At 69.5% G+C, this 21,678-nt stretch carries 19 protein-coding genes and 1 riboswitch; of the genes, 9 read left to right on the forward strand and 10 right to left on the reverse strand.

The annotated features are described in order from the left end of the window. The first annotated feature begins 155 nt into the window (after positions 1-155). The 3 genes from def (at position 156) to ACFWR9_RS18095 (ending at position 3,515) form a co-directional block, all read left to right on the forward strand. Positions 156-806 (forward strand): peptide deformylase, encoded by a 651-nt coding sequence (gene def, locus ACFWR9_RS18085; RefSeq protein ID WP_383842757.1) that lies wholly within the window; start codon positions 156-158, stop codon positions 804-806. Positions 807-1,056: 250 nt separating this feature from the next. After that, positions 1,057-2,142: an epi-isozizaene synthase gene (gene cyc1 / locus ACFWR9_RS18090; RefSeq protein WP_383842760.1), complete on the forward strand. Its 1,086-nt coding sequence runs from the start codon at positions 1,057-1,059 to the stop codon at positions 2,140-2,142. Beyond that, a complete protein-coding gene (locus ACFWR9_RS18095; RefSeq protein WP_383842763.1) occupies positions 2,139-3,515 on the forward strand; it encodes a cytochrome P450 in 1,377 nt (458 codons plus the stop codon). The genes cyc1 and ACFWR9_RS18095 overlap by 4 nt, the downstream gene beginning before the upstream one ends. Before the next feature lie 3 nt (positions 3,516-3,518). On the opposite strand, the gene ACFWR9_RS18100 is transcribed toward ACFWR9_RS18095, so the two are convergent. After that, entirely contained in the window at positions 3,519-4,487 is a 969-nt protein-coding gene (locus tag ACFWR9_RS18100) for a GlxA family transcriptional regulator (protein ID WP_383842766.1), read from the reverse strand. A gap of 92 nt (positions 4,488-4,579) precedes the next feature. Between ACFWR9_RS18100 and ACFWR9_RS18105 the strand changes: the two genes are divergently transcribed. Continuing rightward, on the forward strand, positions 4,580-4,831 hold the full coding sequence (locus ACFWR9_RS18105) for a hypothetical protein (RefSeq protein WP_383842769.1): 252 nt from the start codon (positions 4,580-4,582) through the stop codon (positions 4,829-4,831). Here ACFWR9_RS18105 and ACFWR9_RS18110 read toward each other — a convergent pair. From ACFWR9_RS18110 to ACFWR9_RS18135, 6 genes are all read right to left on the reverse strand, one after another. Next, positions 4,744-5,751, reverse strand: coding sequence for a ribonucleotide-diphosphate reductase subunit beta (locus ACFWR9_RS18110; protein ID WP_383842772.1), 1,008 nt, complete (start codon positions 5,749-5,751; stop codon positions 4,744-4,746). The genes ACFWR9_RS18105 and ACFWR9_RS18110 overlap by 88 nt on opposite strands. After that, complete coding sequence (locus ACFWR9_RS18115) at positions 5,751-8,138, reverse strand: ribonucleoside-diphosphate reductase subunit alpha (RefSeq protein ID WP_383842775.1); 2,388 nt, start codon at positions 8,136-8,138, stop codon at positions 5,751-5,753. The genes ACFWR9_RS18110 and ACFWR9_RS18115 overlap by 1 nt, the downstream gene beginning before the upstream one ends. A gap of 99 nt (positions 8,139-8,237) precedes the next feature. Further along, positions 8,238-8,416: riboswitch (cobalamin riboswitch) on the reverse strand. A 54-nt stretch (positions 8,417-8,470) separates the two neighbouring features. Continuing rightward, positions 8,471-8,956, reverse strand: a complete 486-nt coding sequence (locus tag ACFWR9_RS18120) for a GNAT family N-acetyltransferase (RefSeq protein WP_383842832.1) — start codon at positions 8,954-8,956, stop codon at positions 8,471-8,473. 30 nt (positions 8,957-8,986) lie between these two features. Continuing rightward, positions 8,987-10,597, reverse strand: a complete 1,611-nt coding sequence (gene mctP, locus ACFWR9_RS18125) for a monocarboxylate uptake permease MctP (RefSeq protein WP_383842778.1) — start codon at positions 10,595-10,597, stop codon at positions 8,987-8,989. Next, complete coding sequence (locus ACFWR9_RS18130) at positions 10,594-10,851, reverse strand: DUF3311 domain-containing protein (protein WP_383842781.1); 258 nt, start codon at positions 10,849-10,851, stop codon at positions 10,594-10,596. The genes mctP and ACFWR9_RS18130 overlap by 4 nt, the downstream gene beginning before the upstream one ends. Positions 10,852-10,997: 146 nt before the next feature. Then, positions 10,998-11,762 (reverse strand): GntR family transcriptional regulator, encoded by a 765-nt coding sequence (locus ACFWR9_RS18135; protein ID WP_003973740.1) that lies wholly within the window; start codon positions 11,760-11,762, stop codon positions 10,998-11,000. Between the two features lie 453 nt (positions 11,763-12,215). On the opposite strand from ACFWR9_RS18135, the gene ACFWR9_RS18140 reads away from it, so the two are divergent. From ACFWR9_RS18140 to ACFWR9_RS18155, 4 genes are all read left to right on the forward strand, one after another. After that, positions 12,216-13,493, forward strand: coding sequence for an extracellular solute-binding protein (locus tag ACFWR9_RS18140; protein WP_383842785.1), 1,278 nt, complete (start codon positions 12,216-12,218; stop codon positions 13,491-13,493). Positions 13,494-13,609: 116 nt separating this feature from the next. After that, the gene (locus ACFWR9_RS18145) at positions 13,610-14,596 is read left to right on the forward strand and encodes a carbohydrate ABC transporter permease (protein WP_383842788.1); all 987 of its coding nucleotides are present in this window, start codon (positions 13,610-13,612) and stop codon (positions 14,594-14,596) included. Then, positions 14,593-15,423 (forward strand): carbohydrate ABC transporter permease, encoded by an 831-nt coding sequence (locus ACFWR9_RS18150; protein WP_383842791.1) that lies wholly within the window; start codon positions 14,593-14,595, stop codon positions 15,421-15,423. The genes ACFWR9_RS18145 and ACFWR9_RS18150 overlap by 4 nt, the downstream gene beginning before the upstream one ends. A 9-nt stretch (positions 15,424-15,432) precedes the next feature. Next, complete coding sequence (locus tag ACFWR9_RS18155; protein ID WP_383842794.1) at positions 15,433-16,923, forward strand: glycoside hydrolase family 3 protein; 1,491 nt, start codon at positions 15,433-15,435, stop codon at positions 16,921-16,923. A 267-nt stretch (positions 16,924-17,190) separates the two neighbouring features. Here the strand turns inward: ACFWR9_RS18155 and nagB are convergent, their stop codons facing one another. Further along, positions 17,191-17,976, reverse strand: coding sequence for a glucosamine-6-phosphate deaminase (nagB, locus tag ACFWR9_RS18160; protein ID WP_383842797.1), 786 nt, complete (start codon positions 17,974-17,976; stop codon positions 17,191-17,193). A gap of 503 nt (positions 17,977-18,479) precedes the next feature. Between nagB and ACFWR9_RS18165 the strand changes: the two genes are divergently transcribed. Further along, on the forward strand, positions 18,480-19,946 hold the full coding sequence (locus ACFWR9_RS18165) for a sensor histidine kinase (RefSeq protein WP_383842835.1): 1,467 nt from the start codon (positions 18,480-18,482) through the stop codon (positions 19,944-19,946). Positions 19,947-20,119: 173 nt separating this feature from the next. Here the strand turns inward: ACFWR9_RS18165 and ACFWR9_RS18170 are convergent, their stop codons facing one another. Beyond that, positions 20,120-20,377 (reverse strand): WhiB family transcriptional regulator, encoded by a 258-nt coding sequence (locus ACFWR9_RS18170; protein ID WP_003973730.1) that lies wholly within the window; start codon positions 20,375-20,377, stop codon positions 20,120-20,122. A 319-nt stretch (positions 20,378-20,696) separates the two neighbouring features. Beyond that, positions 20,697-21,665 carry a diacylglycerol/lipid kinase family protein gene (locus ACFWR9_RS18175; RefSeq protein WP_383842801.1) on the reverse strand — a complete coding sequence of 323 codons (969 nt, stop codon included), beginning with the start codon at positions 21,663-21,665 and terminating at the stop codon, positions 20,697-20,699. Positions 21,666-21,678 lie beyond the last annotated feature (13 nt).

The following is a 21,678-nucleotide window of genomic DNA, read 5'->3' on the forward strand; positions in this document are numbered from 1 at the left end:
TTTGTGTGGGGCGGTGGGGGTGTGCGTGGGGGGGGGCCCCCCCCCGGGGGCGCCCCATATAATACACACCGACCCGCGCCCGTGACGGGGCGCACTCCCCGTACCCTGTATCAGGCATCAACCCCGTGTTTCATCCAGGAAGGCATACGTCGGTCATGGCCCAGCAGGACACCGATCAGCAGCACGTGGGCGTGCTCCCCGTGGACGACGAGGGCTTCGTCGTCGACACCGAGGACTGCGAGGAGCGCGAGGCGGCCTGGCGTGAGCGGGGCGCCTCGCGTCCGATCACGGTGGTCGGCAATCCGGTGCTGCACACGGAGTGCGCGGACGTCACCGACTTCGGCGAGGAGTTCCAGCAGCTGGTGGCGGACATGTTCGCCAGCCAGCGCACCGCCGAGGGCGTGGGCCTGGCCGCCAACCAGATCGGCGTCTCCCAGAAGGTCTTCGTCTACGACTGCCCCGACGACGAGGGCGCCCGCCACGTCGGCGTGGTCTGCAACCCGGTCCTCGTCGAACTGCCCGCCGACCGGCGCCGCCTCGACGACAGCAACGAGGGCTGCCTGTCCGTGCCGACCGCCTACGCGCCGCTGGCCCGCCCCGACTACGCCGAGGTGACCGGGCAGGACGAGAAGGGCAACCCCGTCAAGGTGCGCGGCACCGGCTACTTCGCGCGGTGTTTGCAGCACGAGACGGACCATCTGTACGGGTACCTGTACATCGACCGGCTCTCCAAGCGTGAACGCAAGGACGCGCTGCGGCAGATGGCCGAGAACGAGCCGCGTTACCCTGTGGTCGCGAACGACTGACACCGCCCCACCGGTCACACATCTCCCTTGCGCACGGCGCCTGTTCGGGTCTCACCCCGGGTGGGCGCCGTTCGTCTGTCGGAACCTGCCACACAACAGGAGAATTCCGGCATCAGGGGGTAGTGAATGGAGCAAATCCGTTCCCAGAACGGTCAGTTGTGGTGCTGAATGGGAAGTGCGGGGATACGCAACGGCGCACGCCCCGCTCAGCGAGAGGGGTGCGCCACCGGCGGCTGAGAGGGGTTTGTTCGTGCATGCTTTCCCACACGGCACCACAGCGACACCGACCGCGATCGCAGTACCGCCATCGCTCCGTCTTCCGGTGATCGAGTCGGCATTTCCCCGGCAACTGCACCCGTATTGGCCGAAGCTCCAGGAGACAACACGTACCTGGCTGCTGGAAAAACGGCTCATGCCGGCGGACAAGGTCGAGGAATATGCCGACGGCCTGTGCTACACGGACCTCATGGCGGGGTACTACCTGGGCGCCCCCGAGCCGGTCCTGCAGGCGATAGCGGACTACAGCGCGTGGTTCTTCGTCTGGGACGACCGGCACGACCGGGACATCGTCCACGGCCGGGCCGGCGCCTGGCGGCGACTGCGCGACCTGCTGCACACGGCACTCGACTCACCCGGGGAACACCTGCACCACGAGGACACCCTGGTGGCCGGGTTCGCCGACAGCGTGCGGCGTCTGTACGCCTTCCTGCCGACGACCTGGAACGCCCGGTTCGCCCGGCACTTCCACGCGGTGATCGAGGCGTACGACCGGGAATTCCACAACCGCACCCACGGAATCGTGCCCGGAGTCGAGGAGTATCTCGAACTGCGCCGGCTCACCTTCGCCCACTGGATCTGGACCGACCTGCTGGAGCCGAGCGCGGGCTGCGAACTGCCGGACGCGGTCCGGAAACACCCGGCATATCGCAGGGCGGCGCTGCTGAGTCAGGAATTCGCCGCCTGGTACAACGACCTCTGCTCCCTTCCCAAGGAAATCGCGGGCGACGAGGTCCACAATCTCGGCATCAGTCTCATCACACATGAGGGACTCACCCTGGAAGAAGCCATCGTAGAAGTCAGGCGACGCGTCGAGGAATCCATCACCGAATTCCTCGCGGTGGAGCAGGACGCGTTACGTTTCGCCGACGGACTCGCCGACGGAACCGTACGCGGAAAGGAACTGAGCGGCGCCGTGCGGACCAACGTCGGCAATATGCGGAACTGGTTCAGTTCCGTCTACTGGTTCCATCACGAGTCCGGCCGGTACATGGTCGACAGCTGGGACGACCGGTCCACACCCCCGTACGTCAACAACGAAGCGGCAGGTGAGAAATGACCGTCGAGTCCGTCCACCCCGAGACCCGCGCGGAAGCGGCGCCGGACCTGCGCGAGCCGCCCTTCGCGGGTGGCGGCGTACCACTGCTCGGCCACGGCTGGCGGCTGGCCCGCGACCCGCTGGCCTACATGTCCCAGCTGCGCGACCACGGCGACATCGTGCGCATCAAGCTGGGTCCGAAGACCGTCTACGCGGTCACCGCCCCCGAACTCACCGGCGCCCTCGCCCTGAGTCCCGACTACCACATAGCCGGTCCGCTGTGGGAGTCGCTGGAGGGCCTGCTCGGCAAGGAGGGCGTGGCGACCGCCAACGGCCCGCTGCACCGGCGTCAGCGGCGCACCATCCAGCCGGCCTTCAAACTCGATGCGATCCCCGCGTACGGGCCGATCATGGAGGAGGAGGCGCACGCGCTCACCGAGCGCTGGCGGCCGGGCCGGACCGTCGACGCCACCTCCGAGTCCTTCCGGGTGGCCGTGCGCGTCGCGGCCCGCTGCCTGCTGCGCGGGCAGTACATGGACGAGCGTGCCGAGCGGCTGTGCGTCGCGCTCGCCACCGTCTTCCGCGGCATGTACCGGCGCATGGTCGTCCCGCTCGGACCGCTCTACCGGCTACCCCTTCCGGCCAACCGCAAATTCAACAACGCGTTGGCCGATCTGCATCTGCTGGTGGACGAGATCATCGCCGAGCGCCGCGCATCCGGTCAAAAGCCGGACGATTTGCTCACGGCATTGCTGGAGGCGAAGGACGACAATGGCGACCCGATCGGGGAACAGGAGATCCACGACCAGGTCGTCGCGATACTCACCCCGGGAAGTGAAACCATCGCCTCCACGATCATGTGGTTGCTGCAGGCACTTGCCGACCACCCGGAACATGCCGACCGCATACGCGACGAAGTCGAAGCGGTGACCGGCGGACGCCCCGTGGCATTCGGGGACGTCCGCAGGCTCACGCACACCGGCAATGTCATCGTGGAAGCCATGCGTTTGCGCCCGGCCGTATGGGTATTGACCCGGCGCTCGGTGGCCGAGACCGAACTGGGTGGCTATCGCATTCCGGCCGGGTCGGACATCATCTACAGTCCGTACGCAATCCAGCGCGATGCGAAGTCGTACGCCGGCAACCTGGAGTTCGATCCGGACCGCTGGCTCCCGGAACGCGCGCCGAATGTGCCGAAATACGCCATGAAGCCGTTCAGTGTGGGCAATCGCAAGTGCCCCAGCGACCACTTCTCGATGGCACAGCTGACGCTGATCACGGCCGCGCTCGCCACGAAGTACCGCTTCGAGCAGGTGGCGGGCTCGAACGACGCCGTCCGGGTCGGCATCACCCTGCGCCCGCACGACCTGCTGGTCAGGCCCGTGGCGCGGTGACGCTCAGGCGGCGGCCTCCGGGCCCCGGAAGGTGCGCCGGTAGGCGTGCGGAGTGGTGTCCAGGGCTCTGACGAACTGGTGCCTGAGGGCCGCCGCCGTACCGAAACCGGTACGCCAGGCGATCGTGTCCATCGTCTCGTCCGTCGCCTCCAGCAGGCGCTGGGCCAGCAGCACACGCTGGCGCAGGATCCAGCGGTAGGGGGTCGTGCCGGTCTCCTGCTGGAAGCGGCGGGCGAAGGTGCGCGGGGACATGTGCGCCCGGGCCGCGAGCTGCTCGACGGTGACCTCCTCGTCGAGGTGCTGCTCCATCCAGGCCAGCACCTCGCCGACGGTGTCACAGGAGGAGCGCGGCAGCGGGCGTTCGATGTACTGCGCCTGTCCGCCGTCCCGGTGCGGCGGCACCACCATGCGCCGGGCGATCCTGTTGGCGACCTCCGGCCCCTGCTCCTTGCGCACGATGTGCAGACAGGCGTCGATCCCGGCGGCGGTGCCGGCGGAGGTGATCACCGGGTCCTCGTCGACGTAGAGGACGTCGGGCGCGACGACGGCCCGCGGGTACTGGCGGCTCAGTTCGGCCGCGTGGTGCCAGTGCACCGAGCACCGCCGACCGTCCAGCAGCCCGGCGGCGCCCAGCACGAAGACCCCGGAGCACACGCTCAGTACGCGCGCGCCCCGGTCCACCGCCTGCCGCAGGGCGTCAAGGAGCTCGGGCGGATACTCCCGGCGCACGAAGTCGCTCCCGGCCGGCACGGCGATCAGGTCGGCCTCGGCCAGCCGCTCCAGGCCGTACGGCGTGGAGACGGTCAGTCCGCCCACATGGGTGCCGAGCGCGGGACCCTCCGCGGAGACCACCGCGAAGTCGTACCCCGGCAGGCCCTCGTCGCTCCGGTCGATGCCGAAGACCTCGCAGACCACGCCGAGTTCGAAGGGATGCACACCGTCGAGCAGGACGGCGGCCACGTTTTCGAGCATGCCACCAGTGTGCCCCGGAAGTGGCAGGAAATCGAGGCCCTACGGCAGTCCTGCCACTCCCGGTAAGGAGTGTCCGGCGCGACACTGGTGTCATGAACGGAAACCAGATCGAAGCCCTGATCGGAATGCTCGTGACCTTCGGACTCCTGGTCCTCATGGTCCTCCCCTCGGTGATCGGCATCGTGCGCGACCGGCGCGTCGACCGTCAGCTCAGGGAGGCCCAGGAGAACAGGGGAGAAAGGGAGACTCCTCGGACTCAGAAGTCCTCGGACAGGTCGACGGTGCCCTCCACCGCGACCTGGTACGCGGAGGGACGCCGCTCGAAGAAGTTGGTCAGCTCCTGAACACCCTGGAGCTCCATGAAGGAGAAGGGGTTCTCCGAGCCGTACACGGGGGCGAAGCCGAGGCGCGTCAGGCGCTGGTCGGCGACGCACTCCAGGTACTCCCGCATCGAGTCGGTGTTCATGCCCGGGAGGCCGTCACCGCACAGGTCGCGCGCGAACTGCAGCTCGGCCTCGACGGCCTCCCGCAGCATGTCGGTGACCTGCTCCTTGAGCCGGTCGTCGAACAGCTCCGGCTCCTCCTTGCGCACGGTGTCGACCACCTCGAAGGCGAAGGACATGTGCATCGTCTCGTCCCGGAACACCCAGTTGGTGCCGGTGGCCAGACCGTGCAGCAGACCCCGGCTGCGGAACCAGTAGACGTAGGCGAAGGCGCCGTAGAAGAACAGGCCCTCGATGCACGCGGCGAAGCAGATGAGGTTCAGCAGGAAACGGCGGCGGTCGGCCTGGGTCTCCAGGCGGTCGATCGACTCGACCGAGTCCATCCACCTGAAGCAGAACTCGGCCTTCTCGCGGATGGACGGGATGTTCTCCACGGCCGCGAAGGCGGCGTTGCGGTCCTCCGGGTCAGGCAGGTAGGTGTCCAGCAGCGTCAGATAGAACTGGACGTGGACGGCCTCCTCGAACAGCTGCCGCGACAGGTAGAGGCGCGCCTCGGGGGAGTTGATGTGCTTGTAGAGGGTCAGCACCAGGTTGTTCGCCACGATCGAGTCACCGGTGGCGAAGAAGGCCACCAGCCGCCCGATCATGTGCTGCTCCTCGGGGCTGAGCCTCGCGAGGTCGGCGACGTCCGAGTGGAGGTCGACCTCCTCCACGTGCCAGGTGTTCTTGATGGCGTCCCGGTAGCGCTCGTAGAAGTCCGGGTAGCGCATGGGGCGCAGAGTCAGCTCGAAGCCCGGGTCGAGCAGGTTCTTGGTCGTCATTACTGGCAGGCCTCGCAGGACTCGGGGTTTTCCAGGGAGCAGGCGACCGCTTCGGGGTCGGGGGTGACCTGGGCGGGGACGGTGGCCCGTCCGGCGGCGCGGGCGATCCGGGTCGCCGGGCGCGAGCGCAGGTAGTACGTGGTCTTCAGGCCCTGTTTCCAGGCGTACGCGTACATCGAGGAGAGCTTCCCGATGGTCGGCGTCTCCAGGAACAGGTTCAGCGACTGGGCCTGGTCGAGGTACGGGGTGCGGGCGGCGGCCATGTCGATCAGGCCGCGCTGCGGGATCTCCCAGGCGGTGCGGTACAGCGCGCGGACGTCCGCGGGGATCCAGGTGAAGTCCTGGACCGACCCGTTGGCCTCGCGCAGTGCCTCGCGGGTGCGGGCGTCCCACACGCCGAGCCGCTTGAGGTCGTTCACCAGGTACGAGTTGACCTGGAGGAACTCGCCGGAGAGCGTCTCGCGCTTGAACAGGTTGGACACCTGCGGCTCGATGCACTCGTAGACGCCCGCGATGGAGGCGATGGTGGCGGTCGGCGCGATGGCGAGCAGCAGGGAGTTGCGCAGCCCGGTGGTCGCCATGCGCTCGCGCAGCGCCGTCCAGCGCTCCGGCCAGGTCGGCTGCACGCCGTAGTGGTCGGGGTGCAGGACGCCCCGGGCGGTACGGGTCTTCTCCCAGGCCGGCAGCGGGCCGTTGCGCTCGGCGAGGTCGGTGGACGTCTCGTACGCGGCGAGCATGACGCGCTCGGCGATGCGGGTGGACAGGGCCCTCGCCTCGGGCGAGTCGAAGGGCAGGCGCAGCTGGAAGAAGACGTCCTGGAGGCCCATCGCGCCGAGGCCGACCGGGCGCCAGCGGGCGTTGGAGCGGCCCGCCTGCTCGGTCGGGTAGAAGTTGATGTCGACGACCCGGTCCAGGAAGGTGACGGCGGTGCGGACGGTGGCGTCCAGCCGCTCCCAGTCGATATCGCCCTTCGCCACGTCGACGAAGGCGCCGAGGTTGACCGAGCCCAGGTTGCAGACCGCCGTCTCCCCGTCGTCCGTGACCTCCAGGATCTCCGTGCAGAGGTTGGAGGAGTGGATGACGTTGCCCGGCTCGGCCGTCTGGTTGGCTGTGCGGTTGGCGGTGTCCTTGAAGGTCATCCAGCCGTTGCCGGTCTGCGCGAGGGTGCGCATCATGCGGCCGTACAGCTCACGGGCCGGCAGGGTCCTGCGGGCGAGCCCCGCGGCCTCGGCCTCGCGGTAGGCCGCGTCGAACTCCGCGCCGTACAGGTCGGTCAGCTCGGGCACCTCGGCGGGCGAGAACAGCGACCACTGTCCGTCGGCGTCCACGCGGCGCATGAACTCGTCCGGGATCCAGTGGGCGAGGTTCAGGTTGTGCGTGCGGCGGGCGTCCTCGCCGGTGTTGTCCCGCAGCTCCAGGAACTCCTCGAGGTCCGCGTGCCAGGTCTCCAGGTAGACCGCCGCCGCGCCCTTGCGCCGGCCGCCCTGGTTCACGGCCGCCACCGAGGCGTCCAGCGTCTTCAGGAACGGGACGATGCCGTTGGAGTGCCCGTTGGTGCCGCGGATCAGCGAACCCCGGGAGCGGACGCGGGAGTAGGCGATGCCGATGCCGCCGGCGTGCTTGGAGAGCCGGGCGACCTGGTGGAGGCGGTCGTAGAGGGAGTCCAGCTCGTCCTTGGGGGAGTCGAGGAGATAGCAGGACGACATCTGGGCGTGCCGGGTGCCGGAGTTGAACAGGGTGGGGGACGAGGGCAGGTAGTCGAGGCGGCTCATCAGGCCGTACAGCGCGGAGACCTCGTCGACCGAGTGGGCGCTGTCGTCCTCGGCCAGGCCGGCGGCCACCCGCAGCATGAAGTGCTGCGGCGTCTCGACGACCTTGCGGGTGATCGGGTGCCGCAGCAGGTAGCGGCTGTGCAGGGTGCGCAGCCCGAAGTAGCCGAAGCGGTCGTCGGCGGCCCGGTCGATCGTCGCGTCCAGCCGCTCCGCGTGCAGCCGTACGAACTCGGCGGTGCGGTCGGCGATCAGGCCCTCACGGTGGCCGGTGGCGACCGACTCGGTGAAGGACGTGACGCCCTGGCAGGCGGCCTCCGCCCGGATGCCGATGGTCAGCAGCCGGGCGGCCAGCCGGGAGTAGACCGGGTCCTCGGAGATGAGACCGGCCGCCGCCTCCGTGGCCAGCTCGCGCAGCTCGGCCTCGTCCGCGTGGGCGGACCGGCCGCGCAGCGCGGCGGCGGCGACCCGGCCGGGGTCGGCGCCGGGGAGGTCGGCGGTCAGAGCGGTCAGGGTCCGCAGCAGGGCGGCACCGGGTCCGTCGGACTCCTCGGTCACCGGCATCGCTGAAGTCGTCACCGGGGTCGCTGTGGCCGGGTCGGCTGGCGCGATGGTCACGTGGGGGCACTCCCTCGCTGGCACGGGGCCTGGCGGAGGGCAGGGGGCAGCACACGAGCGCACGCGGCGTCGCGTCCACCGGCCCACTCCACGGGGCCCGGACGTCATGGCACCCGGGCCGGGAGGCCGGGCGCACTGTCGGCAGGCCCTCGGACTGAGACACGCGTGCACGTACGTCCGAGAACGTACGGATACACGCATGTACACCGTTGCGGGACAGTTCCGGATTCGCACCGGATTCCCCTGCGGCGACAGCGAGCATGAGCATACATCTTGTGCCGGGATCCGCCAGCACCCCCAGATGTTGTGTCCGCCAGTGTGTCGGGGTGGTGTCAGAGCGTCGGTTCACAGGTGAGCAGAGTGATGTCGTCCAGCTCCGGCAGGGGGTTCCGGTCGCGGTCCGGCGTGCGGGTGAAGCCCAGGGGCGCGTAGAGGCGGTGGGCGGTGCGCATGGTGCGCTGGGTGGACAGCACGACGCGTGCGCAGCCCTCCACGGACCGGGCGCGGTCCACGCAGGCCCGTACGAGCGCCTCGCCGGCCCCGCGTCCGCGTGCCTCGCGGGCGACGGCGAGCATACGTATCTCGGCCTCACCGGGCCGGGCGATGTCCGCCATGGGCCCGCCGGCGGGCACGAAGATCACGCCGCCGAGCAGCCCGCCGTCCGCCGCGGCGACCAGTACCTCGGCGGCCGCCGCCCGCTTGGCCACGGCGCGCAGCTCGTGGAGGTACTCGTCGTCCTCCCCGAAGTCGAGGAGGCCGTCGCGCGGATAGGCCTGTGCGGTGATCTCGCCGACGGGTACGACAACGGGCCGCCGGATTTCTCCGACGGCCCGCTGACGAGGAAGGAACTAGTGCGAGGTGCCCGCCGTGGCCGGCGGCAGCTCGACCTCGACGCCCGCGTCGCCCGCGTCCGCCGTGTAGTCGCTCGGCTTGGTCTCGTCGACGCCGTCGGGCGCCTTGACCGCCCGCAGGACGAAGGTCAGGACCACGGTGACCACGATGTTCAGCACGAAGGCGGTGAGACCGATGTAGCCGATCTCGCCGATGCCGGGGATCTCGTCGGAGGAGCCGCCGAAGTGCTTCTGCGTCGGCGAGGCCACCCCGTACGCGGCGACCGTGCCGTAGATCATGCCGACCGCCCAGCCGCCGAGCAGCGCCCAGCGGTGGAACCAGCGGGTGAACAGGCCGCCGACCAGGGCCGGGAAGGTCTGCAGGATCCAGATGCCGCCGAGCAGCTGGAAGTTGATCGCGACCGTCTTGTCCATGCCCAGCACGAAGACCAGCGCACCCACCTTCACCAGCAGCGACACCAGCTTGGAGACCTTGGTCTCCTGGGCCGGGGTGGCGTCCGGCTTGATGAAGTCCTTGTAGATGTTGCGCGTGAAGAGATTCGCTGCCGCGATCGACATGATCGCCGCCGGTACCAGCGCGCCGATGCCGATCGCCGCGAAGGCCACGCCCGCGAACCAGTCCGGGAACATGTTCTCGAACAGCTGCGGGATCGCCAGCTGCCCGTTCTCCACCTTGACGCCCGCCGCGATCGCCATGAAGCCCAGCAGCGCGAGGAGGCCCAGCATCAGCGAGTACAGCGGCAGGATCGTGGTGTTGCGCCGGATCACGTCACGGCTGCGCGAGGACAGCGTCGCGGTGATCGAGTGCGGGTACATGAACAGCGCCAGCGCCGAGCCGAGCGCCAGGGTGGCGTACGTCCACTGGCCGCCGTGGTCCGGGATCAGTCCGCCCTTGCCCGACTCGGTGAACTTGTCGCTCGCCGACGCGAAGATGTCGTCGAACCCGCCGAGCTTGATCGGGATGTAGATGATCGCCACCGCGATCACGATGTAGATCAGCGTGTCCTTCACGAACGCGATCAGCGCGGGCGCGCGCAGACCCGACGAGTAGGTGTACGCGGCCAGCACACCGAAGGCGATCAGCAGCGGCAGGTCCTTGATGAACCAGTTGGTGTCCTCGCCGCCGCCGACGCCCATCACGTCCAGGACGGCCTGGATGCCGACCAGCTGGAGCGCGATGTACGGCATCGTGGCCAGGATGCCGGTGACGGCGACCGCCAGCGACAGCCCCTTCGAGCCGAACCGGCCGCGCACGAAGTCCGAGGTCGTCACGTACCCGTGCTTGTGGGAGACCGACCACAGGCGCGGCAGGAAGGTGAAGATCAGAGGGTAGACCAGGATCGTGTACGGCACCGCGAAGAAGCCGGCCGCGCCCGCCGCGTAGATCGCCGCGGGGACGGCCACGAAGGTGTACGCCGTGTACAGGTCGCCGCCCAGCAGGAACCAGGTGACCCAGGTGCCGAACGAGCGGCCGCCGAGGCCCCACTCGTCGAGGCTCTGCTCGTTGGCGGCCCGGCGCCAGCGGGCGGCCAGGAAGCCCATGGCGGTGACAAGGACGAAGAAGAAGATGAAGACGCCGAGCGCGACGCCGTTCACGCCGTCGTTCACTTGGCCCCGCCTTCCCGGCGGGCGCGCTGGTCACGCTGCCACAGCTGGTACGCGACCACCGTGAGCACGGTGGAGATGAGCACCCAGGCCATCTGGTACCAGTAGAAGAACGGTATGCCGATGAAGGCCGGGTCCGTCTTCGCGTACGAACCGACCCAGAGCATGGCGACGAACGGTGCGACTAGGCAGAGGCCGATGACGACGCGCACAGGCGTCACCACCGGGCCTCTGCTCACTTCCGGGGCTTGTGACATGCGGTGGCTCCGTCCCCTCGCTGATCACCTCGTGCAGTGCGCACGAAATGTAGGTGACGGCGTCAAGACAGCGGAAGCCCTCGTCCGCATATCGGTCCTCAACTGCAACTTCGCGGTCGGGAGCGGTATGTTTTGCCCGGTTTGCACTAGTCCTGGGGACGCTTCAGACGGGCCACGAACTTGTAGCGGTCGCCCCGGTACACCGAACGCACCCACTCCACCGGCTGACCGGTGCGGTCCTGGGAGTGCCGGGAGAGCATCAGCATCGGCAGGCCCACGTCGGTGCCGAGCAGGCCGGCCTCGCGCGGGGTGGCCAGCGAGGTCTCGATGGTCTCCTCGGCCTCGGCGAGATGGACGTCGTACACCTCGGCGAGCGCGGTGTACAGGGACGTGTACTTCACCAGGGACCGGCGCAGCGCGGGGAAGCGCTTCGCCGACAGGTGCGTGGTCTCGATGGCCATCGGCTCGCCGTTGGCCATGCGCAGCCGCTCGATGCGCAGCACCCGTCCGCCGGCCGTGATGTCCAGCAGACCGGCGAGCCGGTCGTCGGCGGTGATGTAGCCGATGTCCAGCAGTTGCGAGGTGGGTTCGAGCCCCTGGGCCCGCATGTCCTCGGTGTAGGAGGTGAGTTGCAGCGCCTGCGACACCTTGGGCTTGGCGACGAAGGTGCCCTTGCCCTGGATGCGTTCCAGGCGGCCCTCGACGACCAGCTCCTGGAGGGCCTGGCGCACGGTGGTGCGCGAGGTGTCGAACTCCGCGGCCAGCGTGCGCTCCGGCGGGACCGGCGTGCCCGGCGTCTGTGTCCGGGTCATGTCGAGCAGATGCTTCTTCAGACGGTAGTACTTGGGCACGCGCGCGGTACGGACGGTCGCCCCACCCTCGTTCTCCGCACTGCTGACGTCGGTGCTCATGCTCTGCCTTCCCGGCTCCGGGTGCCGAAGCGACCGGCATTCCTGTCGGCCACGGCTCACATCGTGGCACGGCTCCGTGCCGGGATGGCCCCGCACGCTCCGTGATCCCTTCTGTATACCCCCGGGACCCCCCATGGTCTAGTCCACGGCAGGGTCGGACGTCGCTGGTACGCGCGTTCGGGACCGTACCGGCACATCGTTCTGCGGGTGGTGGTACACCCGGTCCCGGTCCGCCCGATCTGGGGCTTGCGCAATGAAAGGTCCCTGCATATCTCGGTCGCATCACGGACGTGGGGAGCGTGGTTGAACACCCTTGACAGCCCTATTGGTCTGGGCCAAGCTCCCCGTACTGGTCTACACCATTGGTCCAGGTCCCGGCCCCATGGGCGGTCCGCGTCGACGAGCAACCGCGGGGAGGCAGGGGGGTTTTGTGGCATCCCTGAGGAGGGTGGCGTGAAGCGCAAGCTGATAGCCGCGATCGGTATCGCGGGCATGATGGTCTCGATCGCGGCGTGCGGGGGCGACAGCGGCGACGACGGCAAGAAGGCCGGGGCGGACGGTTACGCCGGCGAGACGCTCACCGTGTGGGTGATGGACGGGTCTTCGCCGGACCAGTGGCAGAAGGACGTGGCGGCCGCCTTCGAGAAGAAGACGAAGGCGAAGGTCAAGTTCGAGGTCCAGACGTGGAACGGGATTCAGCAGAAGCTGACGACCGCCCTGTCGGAGGAGAACCCGCCGGACGTCTTCGAGATCGGCAACACCCAGACGCCGGCCTACGCGAAGACCGGCGGTCTCGCCGACCTGGCCGACCTGAAGAGCTCGATCGGCAAGGACTGGTCCGAGTCCCTGAACGAGTCCGCCGTCTTCGACGGCAAGCAGTACGCCGCCCCGTGGTTCGTGGTCAACCGCGTGGTGGTCTACAACAAGAAGGTCTGGGCGGACGCGGGCATCAAGGAACTCCCCAAGACCCGCGACGACTTCTACGCCGCCCTCAAGACGATCGGCGAGAAGACCGACGCCGAGCCGATCTACCTGCCCGGCCAGAACTGGTACCACTTCGTCGGCCTCGCGATCGGCGAGGGCGCCGAACTGGTCAAGAAGGACGGCGACAAGTACGTCTCCAACCTGGCCGACCCGAAGATCACCGCGGCCATGGAGACCTACAAGAAGTTCCAGTCCCTCTCCGAGGCGCCCAAGGACAAGGACGAGGCCACCCCGCAGCAGGGCGAGGTCTTCGCCAAGGGTGACGTCGGCGCCTTCATCGGCATGGGCTGGGAAGCCGGCATCGCGATCGAGACCAACCCGAAGATCGAGAAGGACATCGGCTACTTCACCATCCCGGGTGAGACGGCGGCCAAGCCCGAGGGCGTCTTCCTCGGCGGCTCCAACCTGGCCGTCGCCGCGGGCAGCAAGAAGCAGGAGCTGGCCAAGGAGTTCCTGAAGGTCACGCTGTCCGACGAGTTCGAGGGCGCGCTGGCCAAGGCCAACGGCGTCATCCCGAACAAGGACGCGCTCCAGACCAACCTCAAGGGCAACGCCGCCGCCGAGGCCGCCGCGCCGGCCGCCGAGGGCGGTGGCACCACGCCGCTGATCCCGGAGTGGGCCGCGGTCGAGAACGCGCCCAACCCGATCAAGACCTACATGACCGCCGTGCTGAACGGCAAGGCGCCCGCCGAGGCGGCCGAGCAGGTCGAGGAAGAGTTCAACAAGCGCCTGTCGCAGCAGCAGTAACACCGGGTGTGCCGGGGCGGAGTGGCCGGACGACGGCTCCCGCCCCGGCGACCGTACGCGGGTCGACGTACAGGTCGAGAGTCGACGTACACAGGTCGAGAAGAGAGAACGCGAGCATGACCGTGCAGACCGAACGGCCGCCCTCGGGCCCGGCGGACGTCCGCAAGGCGGACGGCGGGGGATCCGGCGGACCGAGAACGAGAGCCGCGTCGCGCGCCGGCGCCCTCGCGCCCTACCTGTTGCTGCTGCCCGCCTGCGCGGCCTCCGTGCTGCTGCTCGGCTGGCCGCTGCTGAAGGACGTCCTGCTGTCCTTCCAGAACCTCAACATGGCGCAGCTGATCCAGCACGTCACCGAGTGGAACGGCGTCGAGAACTACAAGGAGACGCTGACCAGCGAGCAGTTCTGGCGGGTCACGCTCCGCTCGATCCTCTTCACCGCGGCCAACGTCGCCCTGATCATGGTGCTCGGCACCCTGATCGGCCTGCTGCTCGCCCGCCTCGGCAGGCGGATGCGGTTCCTCCTGCTGAGCGGCCTGGTGCTGGCCTGGGCCATGCCCGTGGTGGCCGCCACCACCGTCTACCAGTGGCTGTTCGCCACCCGCTTCGGCGTCGTCAACTGGGTGCTGGACAAGCTCGGCTGGCACTCCATGGCCGACTACAGCTGGACCAGCAGCCAGATGTCGACGTTCTTCGTCGTCACCACGCTGATCGTGTGGATGTCCATCCCGTTCGTCGCCATCAACCTGTACGCGGCGACCACCACCATCCCGGGCGAGCTCTACGAGGCCGCGTCACTCGACGGCGCCGGCGGCTGGCGGAGCTTCACCACGGTCACCATGCCGTTCCTGCGGCCCTTCCTCTACGCGACGACCTTCCTGGAGATCATCTGGGTCTTCAAGGCGTTCGTGCAGGTCTACACCTTCAACGAAGGCGGCCCGGACCGGCTCACCGAGATCCTGCCCGTCTACGCGTACGTCGAGGGCGTCGGCAACCAGCACTACGGCATGGGCGCGGCGATCGCCGTCCTGACCATCCTGATCCTGCTCGGTCTGACCGCCTACTACCTCAGGATCGTGCTCAAGCAAGAGGAGGACGAGCTGTGAAGCGCTCGCTCTTCGGCCGCCTGTGGCCCAACGCCACGGCCGTCGTCCTGTTCATCGGCTTCGTCTTCCCCGTGTACTGGATGTTCGCCACGGCACTCAAGCCGAGGGGCGACATCCTCGCGGACAACCCGGTCTGGGTCCCGACCGACATCACCTTCGACCACTTCGAGACCGCGACGAGCGCCGACCACTTCTGGACGTACGTCACCAACTCGCTGACCGTGACGATCCTCGCGGTTCTCTTCTCCCTGATCATCGCGCTGGCCGGGTCCTTCGCCCTGGCGCGGATGCGGTTCAAGGGGCGGCGCGGCTTCATCATCGGCTTCATGCTGGCCCAGATGGCGCCCTGGGAAGTCATGATCATCGCGATGTACATGATCGTGCGGGACGCGTCGATGCTGAACAGCCTCGTGCCGCTCACGCTCTTCTACATGATGATGATCCTGCCCTTCACCATCCTGACGCTGCGCGGCTTCGTCGCCGCGGTGCCCCGGGAGCTGGAGGAGTCCGCGATGGTCGACGGCTGCACCCGCGTCCAGGCGTTCCGCCGGGTCATCCTGCCGCTGCTCGCGCCGGGCCTGATGTCCACCTCGCTGTTCGGGTTCATCACCGCGTGGAACGAGTTCGCCCTGGTCCTGGTGCTCAACAAGGACACCGAGGCCAAGACGCTGCCGCTGTGGCTGTCCAGCTTCCAGACCCAGTTCGGCGACGACTGGGGTGCGACCATGGCCGCGTCGTCCCTCTTCGCCATCCCGATCCTGATCCTCTTCGTCTTCCTCCAGCGCAAGGCCGTCAGCGGCCTGACCGCCGGCGCCGTGAAGGGATAACGCCACCCGATGACGACCATCGCCAGCGGCACCGACACACTCACCCAGAACGCGCTCACCGTTCTGCAGCCCGGCTTCTCCGGCACCACCGCCCCCGACTGGCTGCTGCGCCGCCTCGGCGAGGGCCTGGCGTCCGTCGCCCTGTTCGGGCGGAACGTCAAGACGCCCGACCAGGTGGCGGCGCTGACCGCACAGCTCCGCGCCGAACGCGAGGACGTGCTGGTCGCCATCGACGAGGAGGGCGGCGACGTCACCCGCCTCGAGGTCCGCACCGGCTCCTCCTTCCCCGGCAACCACGCCCTCGGCGCGGTGGACGACGTGGGTCTCACCCGCGAGGTGGCCGCCGAACTGGGCCGCCGGCTCGCGGCCTGCGGCGTCAACTTCAACTGGGCCCCGTCCGCCGACGTGAACTCCAACCCGGACAACCCGGTCATCGGCGTACGCTCCTTCGGCGCCGGCACCGACCTGGTCGCCCGGCACACCGCCGCCTACGTCACCGGCATGCAGTCGGCGGGCGTGGCCACCTGCACCAAGCACTTCCCGGGGCACGGGGACACGGGCATCGACTCCCACCACGCCGTGCCGCGCATCGACGTGGACGCCGCGGTGCTGGCCGAACGCGACCTGGTCCCGTTCCGCGCGGCCATCGCCGCCGGCAGCCGCGCGGTGATGAGCGCCCACATCCTGGCCCCGGCCCTGGACCCGGACCGCCCGGCGACACTGTCCCGCCGCATCCTCACCGGCCTGCTCCGCGGTGAACTGGGCTACGACGGCCTCATCGTCACCGACGGCATCGAGATGCGGGCCATCGCCGGCACCTACGGCATCGAGCGCGGCAGCGCCCTGGCCATCGCGGCGGGCGCCGACGCGATCTGCGTGGGCGGCGGCCTCTGCGACGAGGACACCGTGCGGCGGCTGTCCGACGCCCTGGTCGAGGCCGTCCGCTCGGGCGAGCTGCCCGAGCAGCGCCTGGCCGACGCGGCCGACCGGGTCCGGGCCCTGTCCCGCTGGACCGCGGCGAACCGCCCGGACGCCCGCACGGCCGGTGCCCCGGACGAGGAGGTGGGCCTGCGCGCGGCCCGCCGGGCCCTGCGCGTCACCGCCGCCGAGGGCTTCGGTCCGCTCACCGCGCCGCCGTTCGTGGCCGCCTTCACCCCGGTCGCGAACATCGCGGTCGGCGACGAGACCCCCTGGGGCGTCGCCGCCGAACTCGGCCGCCTGCTCCCGGGCACGGAGACCGGCAGCTTCACCGGGCCCGACGCCGGGCACGAGGCGCTGGCCGCTGCGGGCGCGCGCCGCGTCGTCGCCGTCGTCCGCGACGAGCACCGCCACCCCTGGATGGCGGCGGCCCTCGACACCCTGCTGGCGGCCCGGCCCGACACGGTCGTCGTCGAGATGGGCGTCCCCCGGGCCGAACCCCGCGGCTCCCTCCACCTGGCCACCTACGGCGCGGCCCGCGTCTGCGGCCGCGCGGCGGCGGAGGCGGTCGTCGGCGCCTGACGAACGCCCGTACCGCTTGAACGAAGGGCGCCGGCTTCCCTGGTGGGGGCCGGCGTCTTCGTCACGGGTGGCGGGTCGCGGAGGGGGCGGGTCGCGGAGGGGTGGCCGGCCGAGGAGGGGGCGGGCCGCGGAGGGGGAGGCGGGCCGTCGGCCGGCAATGGGGCGTCGGCGGTACGACGAAGGCGCCGGACCCGTGCGGGGTGCCGACGCCTTGGCGCGTCCGTCGGACCGCCCGGGGGTGTGGTGGGCGGCGCGCGACCGGACCGGTCAGATGCCCTGCCAGTCCGGCTTGTGGGCGTAGGTGTGCCGGAAGTAGTCGGCGAGCTTCAGCTTGGAAGCGGCGGCCTCGTCGACGACGACCGTGGCGTGCGGGTGCAGTTGCAGCGCGGAGGCCGGGCACACGGCTGCGACCGGGCCCTCGACGCTCGCGGCGACCGCGTCCGCCTTGCCCTCACCGGTGGCGAGCAGCACCACGTGCCGCGCCTCCAGGATGGTGCCGATGCCCTGCGTGATCACGTGGTGCGGCACCTGTTCGATGTCACCGTCGAAGAAGCGCGCGTTGTCGACGCGGGTCTGCTCGGTGAGCGTCTTGATCCTGGTCCGGGAGGCGAGCGAGGAGCACGGTTCGTTGAAGCCGATGTGTCCGTCGGTGCCGATGCCAAGGAGCTGGAGGTCGACGCCGCCGGCCCCGCCCAGCGCCCGGTCGTACTCCTCGCACGCCGCCTGGACGTCCGCGGCCGTGCCGTCGGGGCCCATGAACGCGTCCATGCCGATCCCCAGCGGTTCGAGCACCTCGCGCCGCAGCACCGAGCGGTACGACTCCGGGTGCTCCGCCGGCAGCCCCACGTACTCGTCGAGCTGGGCGATCCGCGCCCGCGCGGTGTCCACGGCACCCGAGCGCACCTTGGCCGCCAGCGCCTCGTACACGGGCAGCGGCGTGGAACCGGTGGCCACCCCGAGCAGGGCGTCGGGCTTGCGCCGGAGCAGCCGCGCCATGGCCTCGGCTATGAGTTCGCCGCCCGCCTTGGCATCGGGAACGATGACAACTTCCACGCTGGCCTGCCGTTTCGAAGAGAGGACTCACCCGGGGCCCGGGACTGGCTATGTGGTTTAGACCAATCTAACAGAGCAGGGCCCTCCGGGCGCGGCGAACCGGCCAGGGGAAATTGCCCCGGCGGTCCGGCCCCGCGGGTGAGCCATCAGGGTTAGGCTGCTGCCGGGTGCGGACGTCTGCGCAACAGGCGGAACGCGCAAGAACAAACACGGTCCACCGCATGGACACGCTTAGTGGTCTAGTCCAGAATGGCTACGAGACGCTGACCGTGCCACTCACGCGAAGTGATCGTCAGGCTTCCGCCTTCCCCGCACAGGAGGGCGGACCGAGGAACCGGAGCTCTCTGCCCTGACTGCCCCGGCTCCTCATCCTTCGGCCGACCGGGACCGCACACCCCACGGCCGATGTTGCTCCGGGCTGCGGTGCCGGGAGGGCTGAGGGTCCCTCCCAGGCGCCGCGGCCCGCGGGTGTACCGCCAGGTACGCTCGGCCCCGTGCCCTCCATGAACGAACTCGTACGCCAGCACACCGCGCTCGACGACTCCGACCTCGAGTGGCTCCACCTGCTGGTCTCGGAGTGGCAGCTCCTCTCCGACCTCTCCTTCGCCGACCTGGTCCTGTGGGTCCCCACCCTGGACGGCACCCGGTACGTGTCCGTCGCCCAGATGCGGCCCAACACCGGCCCCACCTCCTACCAGGACGACATGGTCGGCCATCTCGTCCCGCGCGGCCGGCGCCCCATGCTGGACGCCGCCCTGGACGAGGGCCGGATCGTGCGCGAGGGCGACCCGGAGTGGCGCGAGGAGGTCCCGGTCCGGGTCGAGTCCATCCCGGTACGCCGTCAGGGGCGCGTCCTGGGCGTCATCGCCCGCAACACCAACCTGCTCACCGTGCGTACCCCGAGCCGCCTGGAACTGACGTACCTGCAAAGCGCCTCGGACCTCGCACAGATGATCGCGGCCGGCGCCTTCCCGTTCGAGAACCAGCAGGTCGACATGGACGCCTCGCCCCGCGTCGGCGACGGCCTGATCCGGCTCGACGCGGACGGCATCGTCCAGTACGCCTCCCCGAACGCGCTGTCGGCCTACCACCGCATGGGCCTCGCCGCCGACCTGGTCGGCCATCACCTGGGCCGGACCACCGCCGAACTCGCCCCGTCCCGCGGCCCGGTGGACGAGGCGCTGGCCAAGGTGGCGAGTGGCTGGGCGCCGCGCGAGTTCGAGATCGAGGCGCACGACGGGGTGATCCAGTTCCGGGCCATCCCGCTCAAGCCCAAGGGAACACGCATCGGTTCGCTCGTACTGCTGCGCGACGTCACGGAACTGCGCCGCCGCGAACGCGAGTTGATCACCAAGGACGCCACCATCCGGGAGATCCACCACCGGGTGAAGAACAACCTCCAGACGGTGGCCGCCCTGCTGCGCCTCCAGGCCCGGCGCATCGAGTCCGACCGGGGCCGCGAGGCGCTGGAGGAGGCCGTCCGCCGCGTCGGCTCGATCGCGATCGTGCACGAGACGCTGTCCCAGAACCTGGACGAGCGGGTGGAGTTCGACGAGATCGCCGACCGGGTGCTGGCGATGGTGGCGGAGATCTCGCCGGGCAAGGTGACCGGCCGGCGCACCGGCCGCTTCGGCATCCTCGACGCCGAGGTCGCGACCCCGCTCTCGATGGTGCTGACCGAGGTGCTGCAGAACGCCCTCGAACACGGCTTCCGCGAGGGCGACACCGGGACGGTCGAGGTCTCCGCGGTCCGCGGCGGCACGACGAAGGAGGCCCGGCTCCGGGTCACCGTCCAGGACGACGGCGTGGGTCTGCCCTCCGACTTCGACCCGCACCGCTCGGGCAACCTCGGCCTGCAGATCGTCCGCACCCTGGTGGAGGGCGAACTGGGCGGCACCTTCGACATGGTCCCGGCCCCGGAGCGCGGTACTCAGGTCATTCTGGACATTCCGGTGCCCGCGGCGAAGTAGCACTCGGGCCCGCCGGGTCCTCGGACAGTCCCCGCACAGCAAAAAGCCCCGGACCGGTGAAGGTCCGAGGCCAGTGCTCGTGCGATCGCATCGGGGGTACTGCGCGCTGCGGCTCGGGAGCGGGGGATGCGTACTCGCTGTACGCGCCGCCAAGCTCAGGCAGGGTGGCTGCGTCAGGCGGAGGCCTGACGGGCCCGGTTGCGGGCGGCACGGCGCTTCATCGCGCGGCGCTCGTCCTCGCTGAGACCACCCCAGACGCCGGAGTCCTGACCGGACTCGAGCGCCCACTGCAGGCACTGCTCCATGACGGGGCAGCGACGGCAGACGGCCTTGGCTTCCTCGATCTGCAGCAGCGCGGGACCGGTGTTGCCGATGGGGAAGAAGAGCTCGGGGTCTTCCTCGCGGCAAACGGCGCGGTGACGCCAGTCCATGGCTGCTACCTCTCCTTGGTATTACATGCGGATTGCTTGTGAATGTGAACGCTTTCACGAATCCCTCAACAAGGGAAGGGCCGACAGCCAGGTTCCCTGGCGTGGTCCTGTGGTTTGAAGAGGGGTTCCGGTGATCTGTGGATGCCGGTCTTGCGGGCTGTCCCGATCGCCAAGAAGAGACTCGCAAACCTCGGCGGTGGATACAACCCCTTCCGGAAAGTTTTTTTTGATTCTTCGGTGTCGACTAGGTCACAGCCGTACTTCCATGGGGTGGACCCTGGTCTAAACGTTCGAGTGAAAGGACTTTCGCCCCTTCTGCTCACACAATCACACGCAGTGCACGGCGTACGCCTGTGAACGTCACGCTGGTTCGCAGCCCCAGGTGGTCACCGTCCATCTGGAGGGGGAGCGGCACCTTCGAATGCAAGGTGAAGTCGGTCAGGTCGTGCAGGGAGACCGCGTGCCGGCCACGGGGTCCGCGCTCCGGGGACGAAGTGAGCAACTGGGTGCCATACCGGGCGACAGCGGCCGTGGACAGGCGGCTGAGGCCGAACACGTCGAGCGCGGTGTCGAACGAGGCCTTGGGTGACGCGTAGATCGGGCGATTGCCGAGAAACGTCCAGGGGCATGTGTTCGAGACTATGGACAGGACCAGATCGGTGACCGGGTCCTCGCCCGCCCGCTCCAGGGTGATCGTCCCGCTGCGCCGGTGCGGCTCGCCGACGAGCGCGCGCATCACCTGGCGGACGTAGAGGGCGTGTGTCGACTTCTTGCCGCGCTCACGGTGCTGCTCGACGCGGCCGACGACGCCGGCGTCGAAGCCCAGTCCGGCGTTGAAGCTGAACCACCGGGACGGGACCGCCTCGTCCTCCGACCCCGGCGTCCCCGAGGCCAGGCCGAGCCCGACGGTCCGCTCGCTGCCCTCGCGCAGGGCGTCCAGCAGCGCGCCGGTGGCCTCCACCGCGTGGTTGGGCAGGCCGAGGGCGCGGGCGAAGACGTTGGTGGAACCACCGGGGACCACCGCGAGGCCGGGCAGGTGCTCCGGATCGGGGCCCGCGTGCAGCAGACCGTTGACGACCTCGTTGACCGTGCCGTCGCCGCCGAGGGCCACCACCAGCTCGATGTCGTCACTCTGCGCCGCGTGCCGGCCGAGGTCGCGCGCGTGCCCGCGGTACTCGGTGGTGACCGCCTCCAGCTTCATCTCGCTCGCGAGCGCGTGGATCAGCACGTCGCGCGTACGCGCACTCGTGGTGGTTGCCGCCGGGTTGACCACGAGAAGTGCACGCATGGTTTGCAGGGTA

The sequence above is a fragment of the Streptomyces sp. NPDC058534 genome, from assembly GCF_042717365.1.
Classification (GTDB): Bacteria; Actinomycetota; Actinomycetes; order Streptomycetales; family Streptomycetaceae; genus Streptomyces.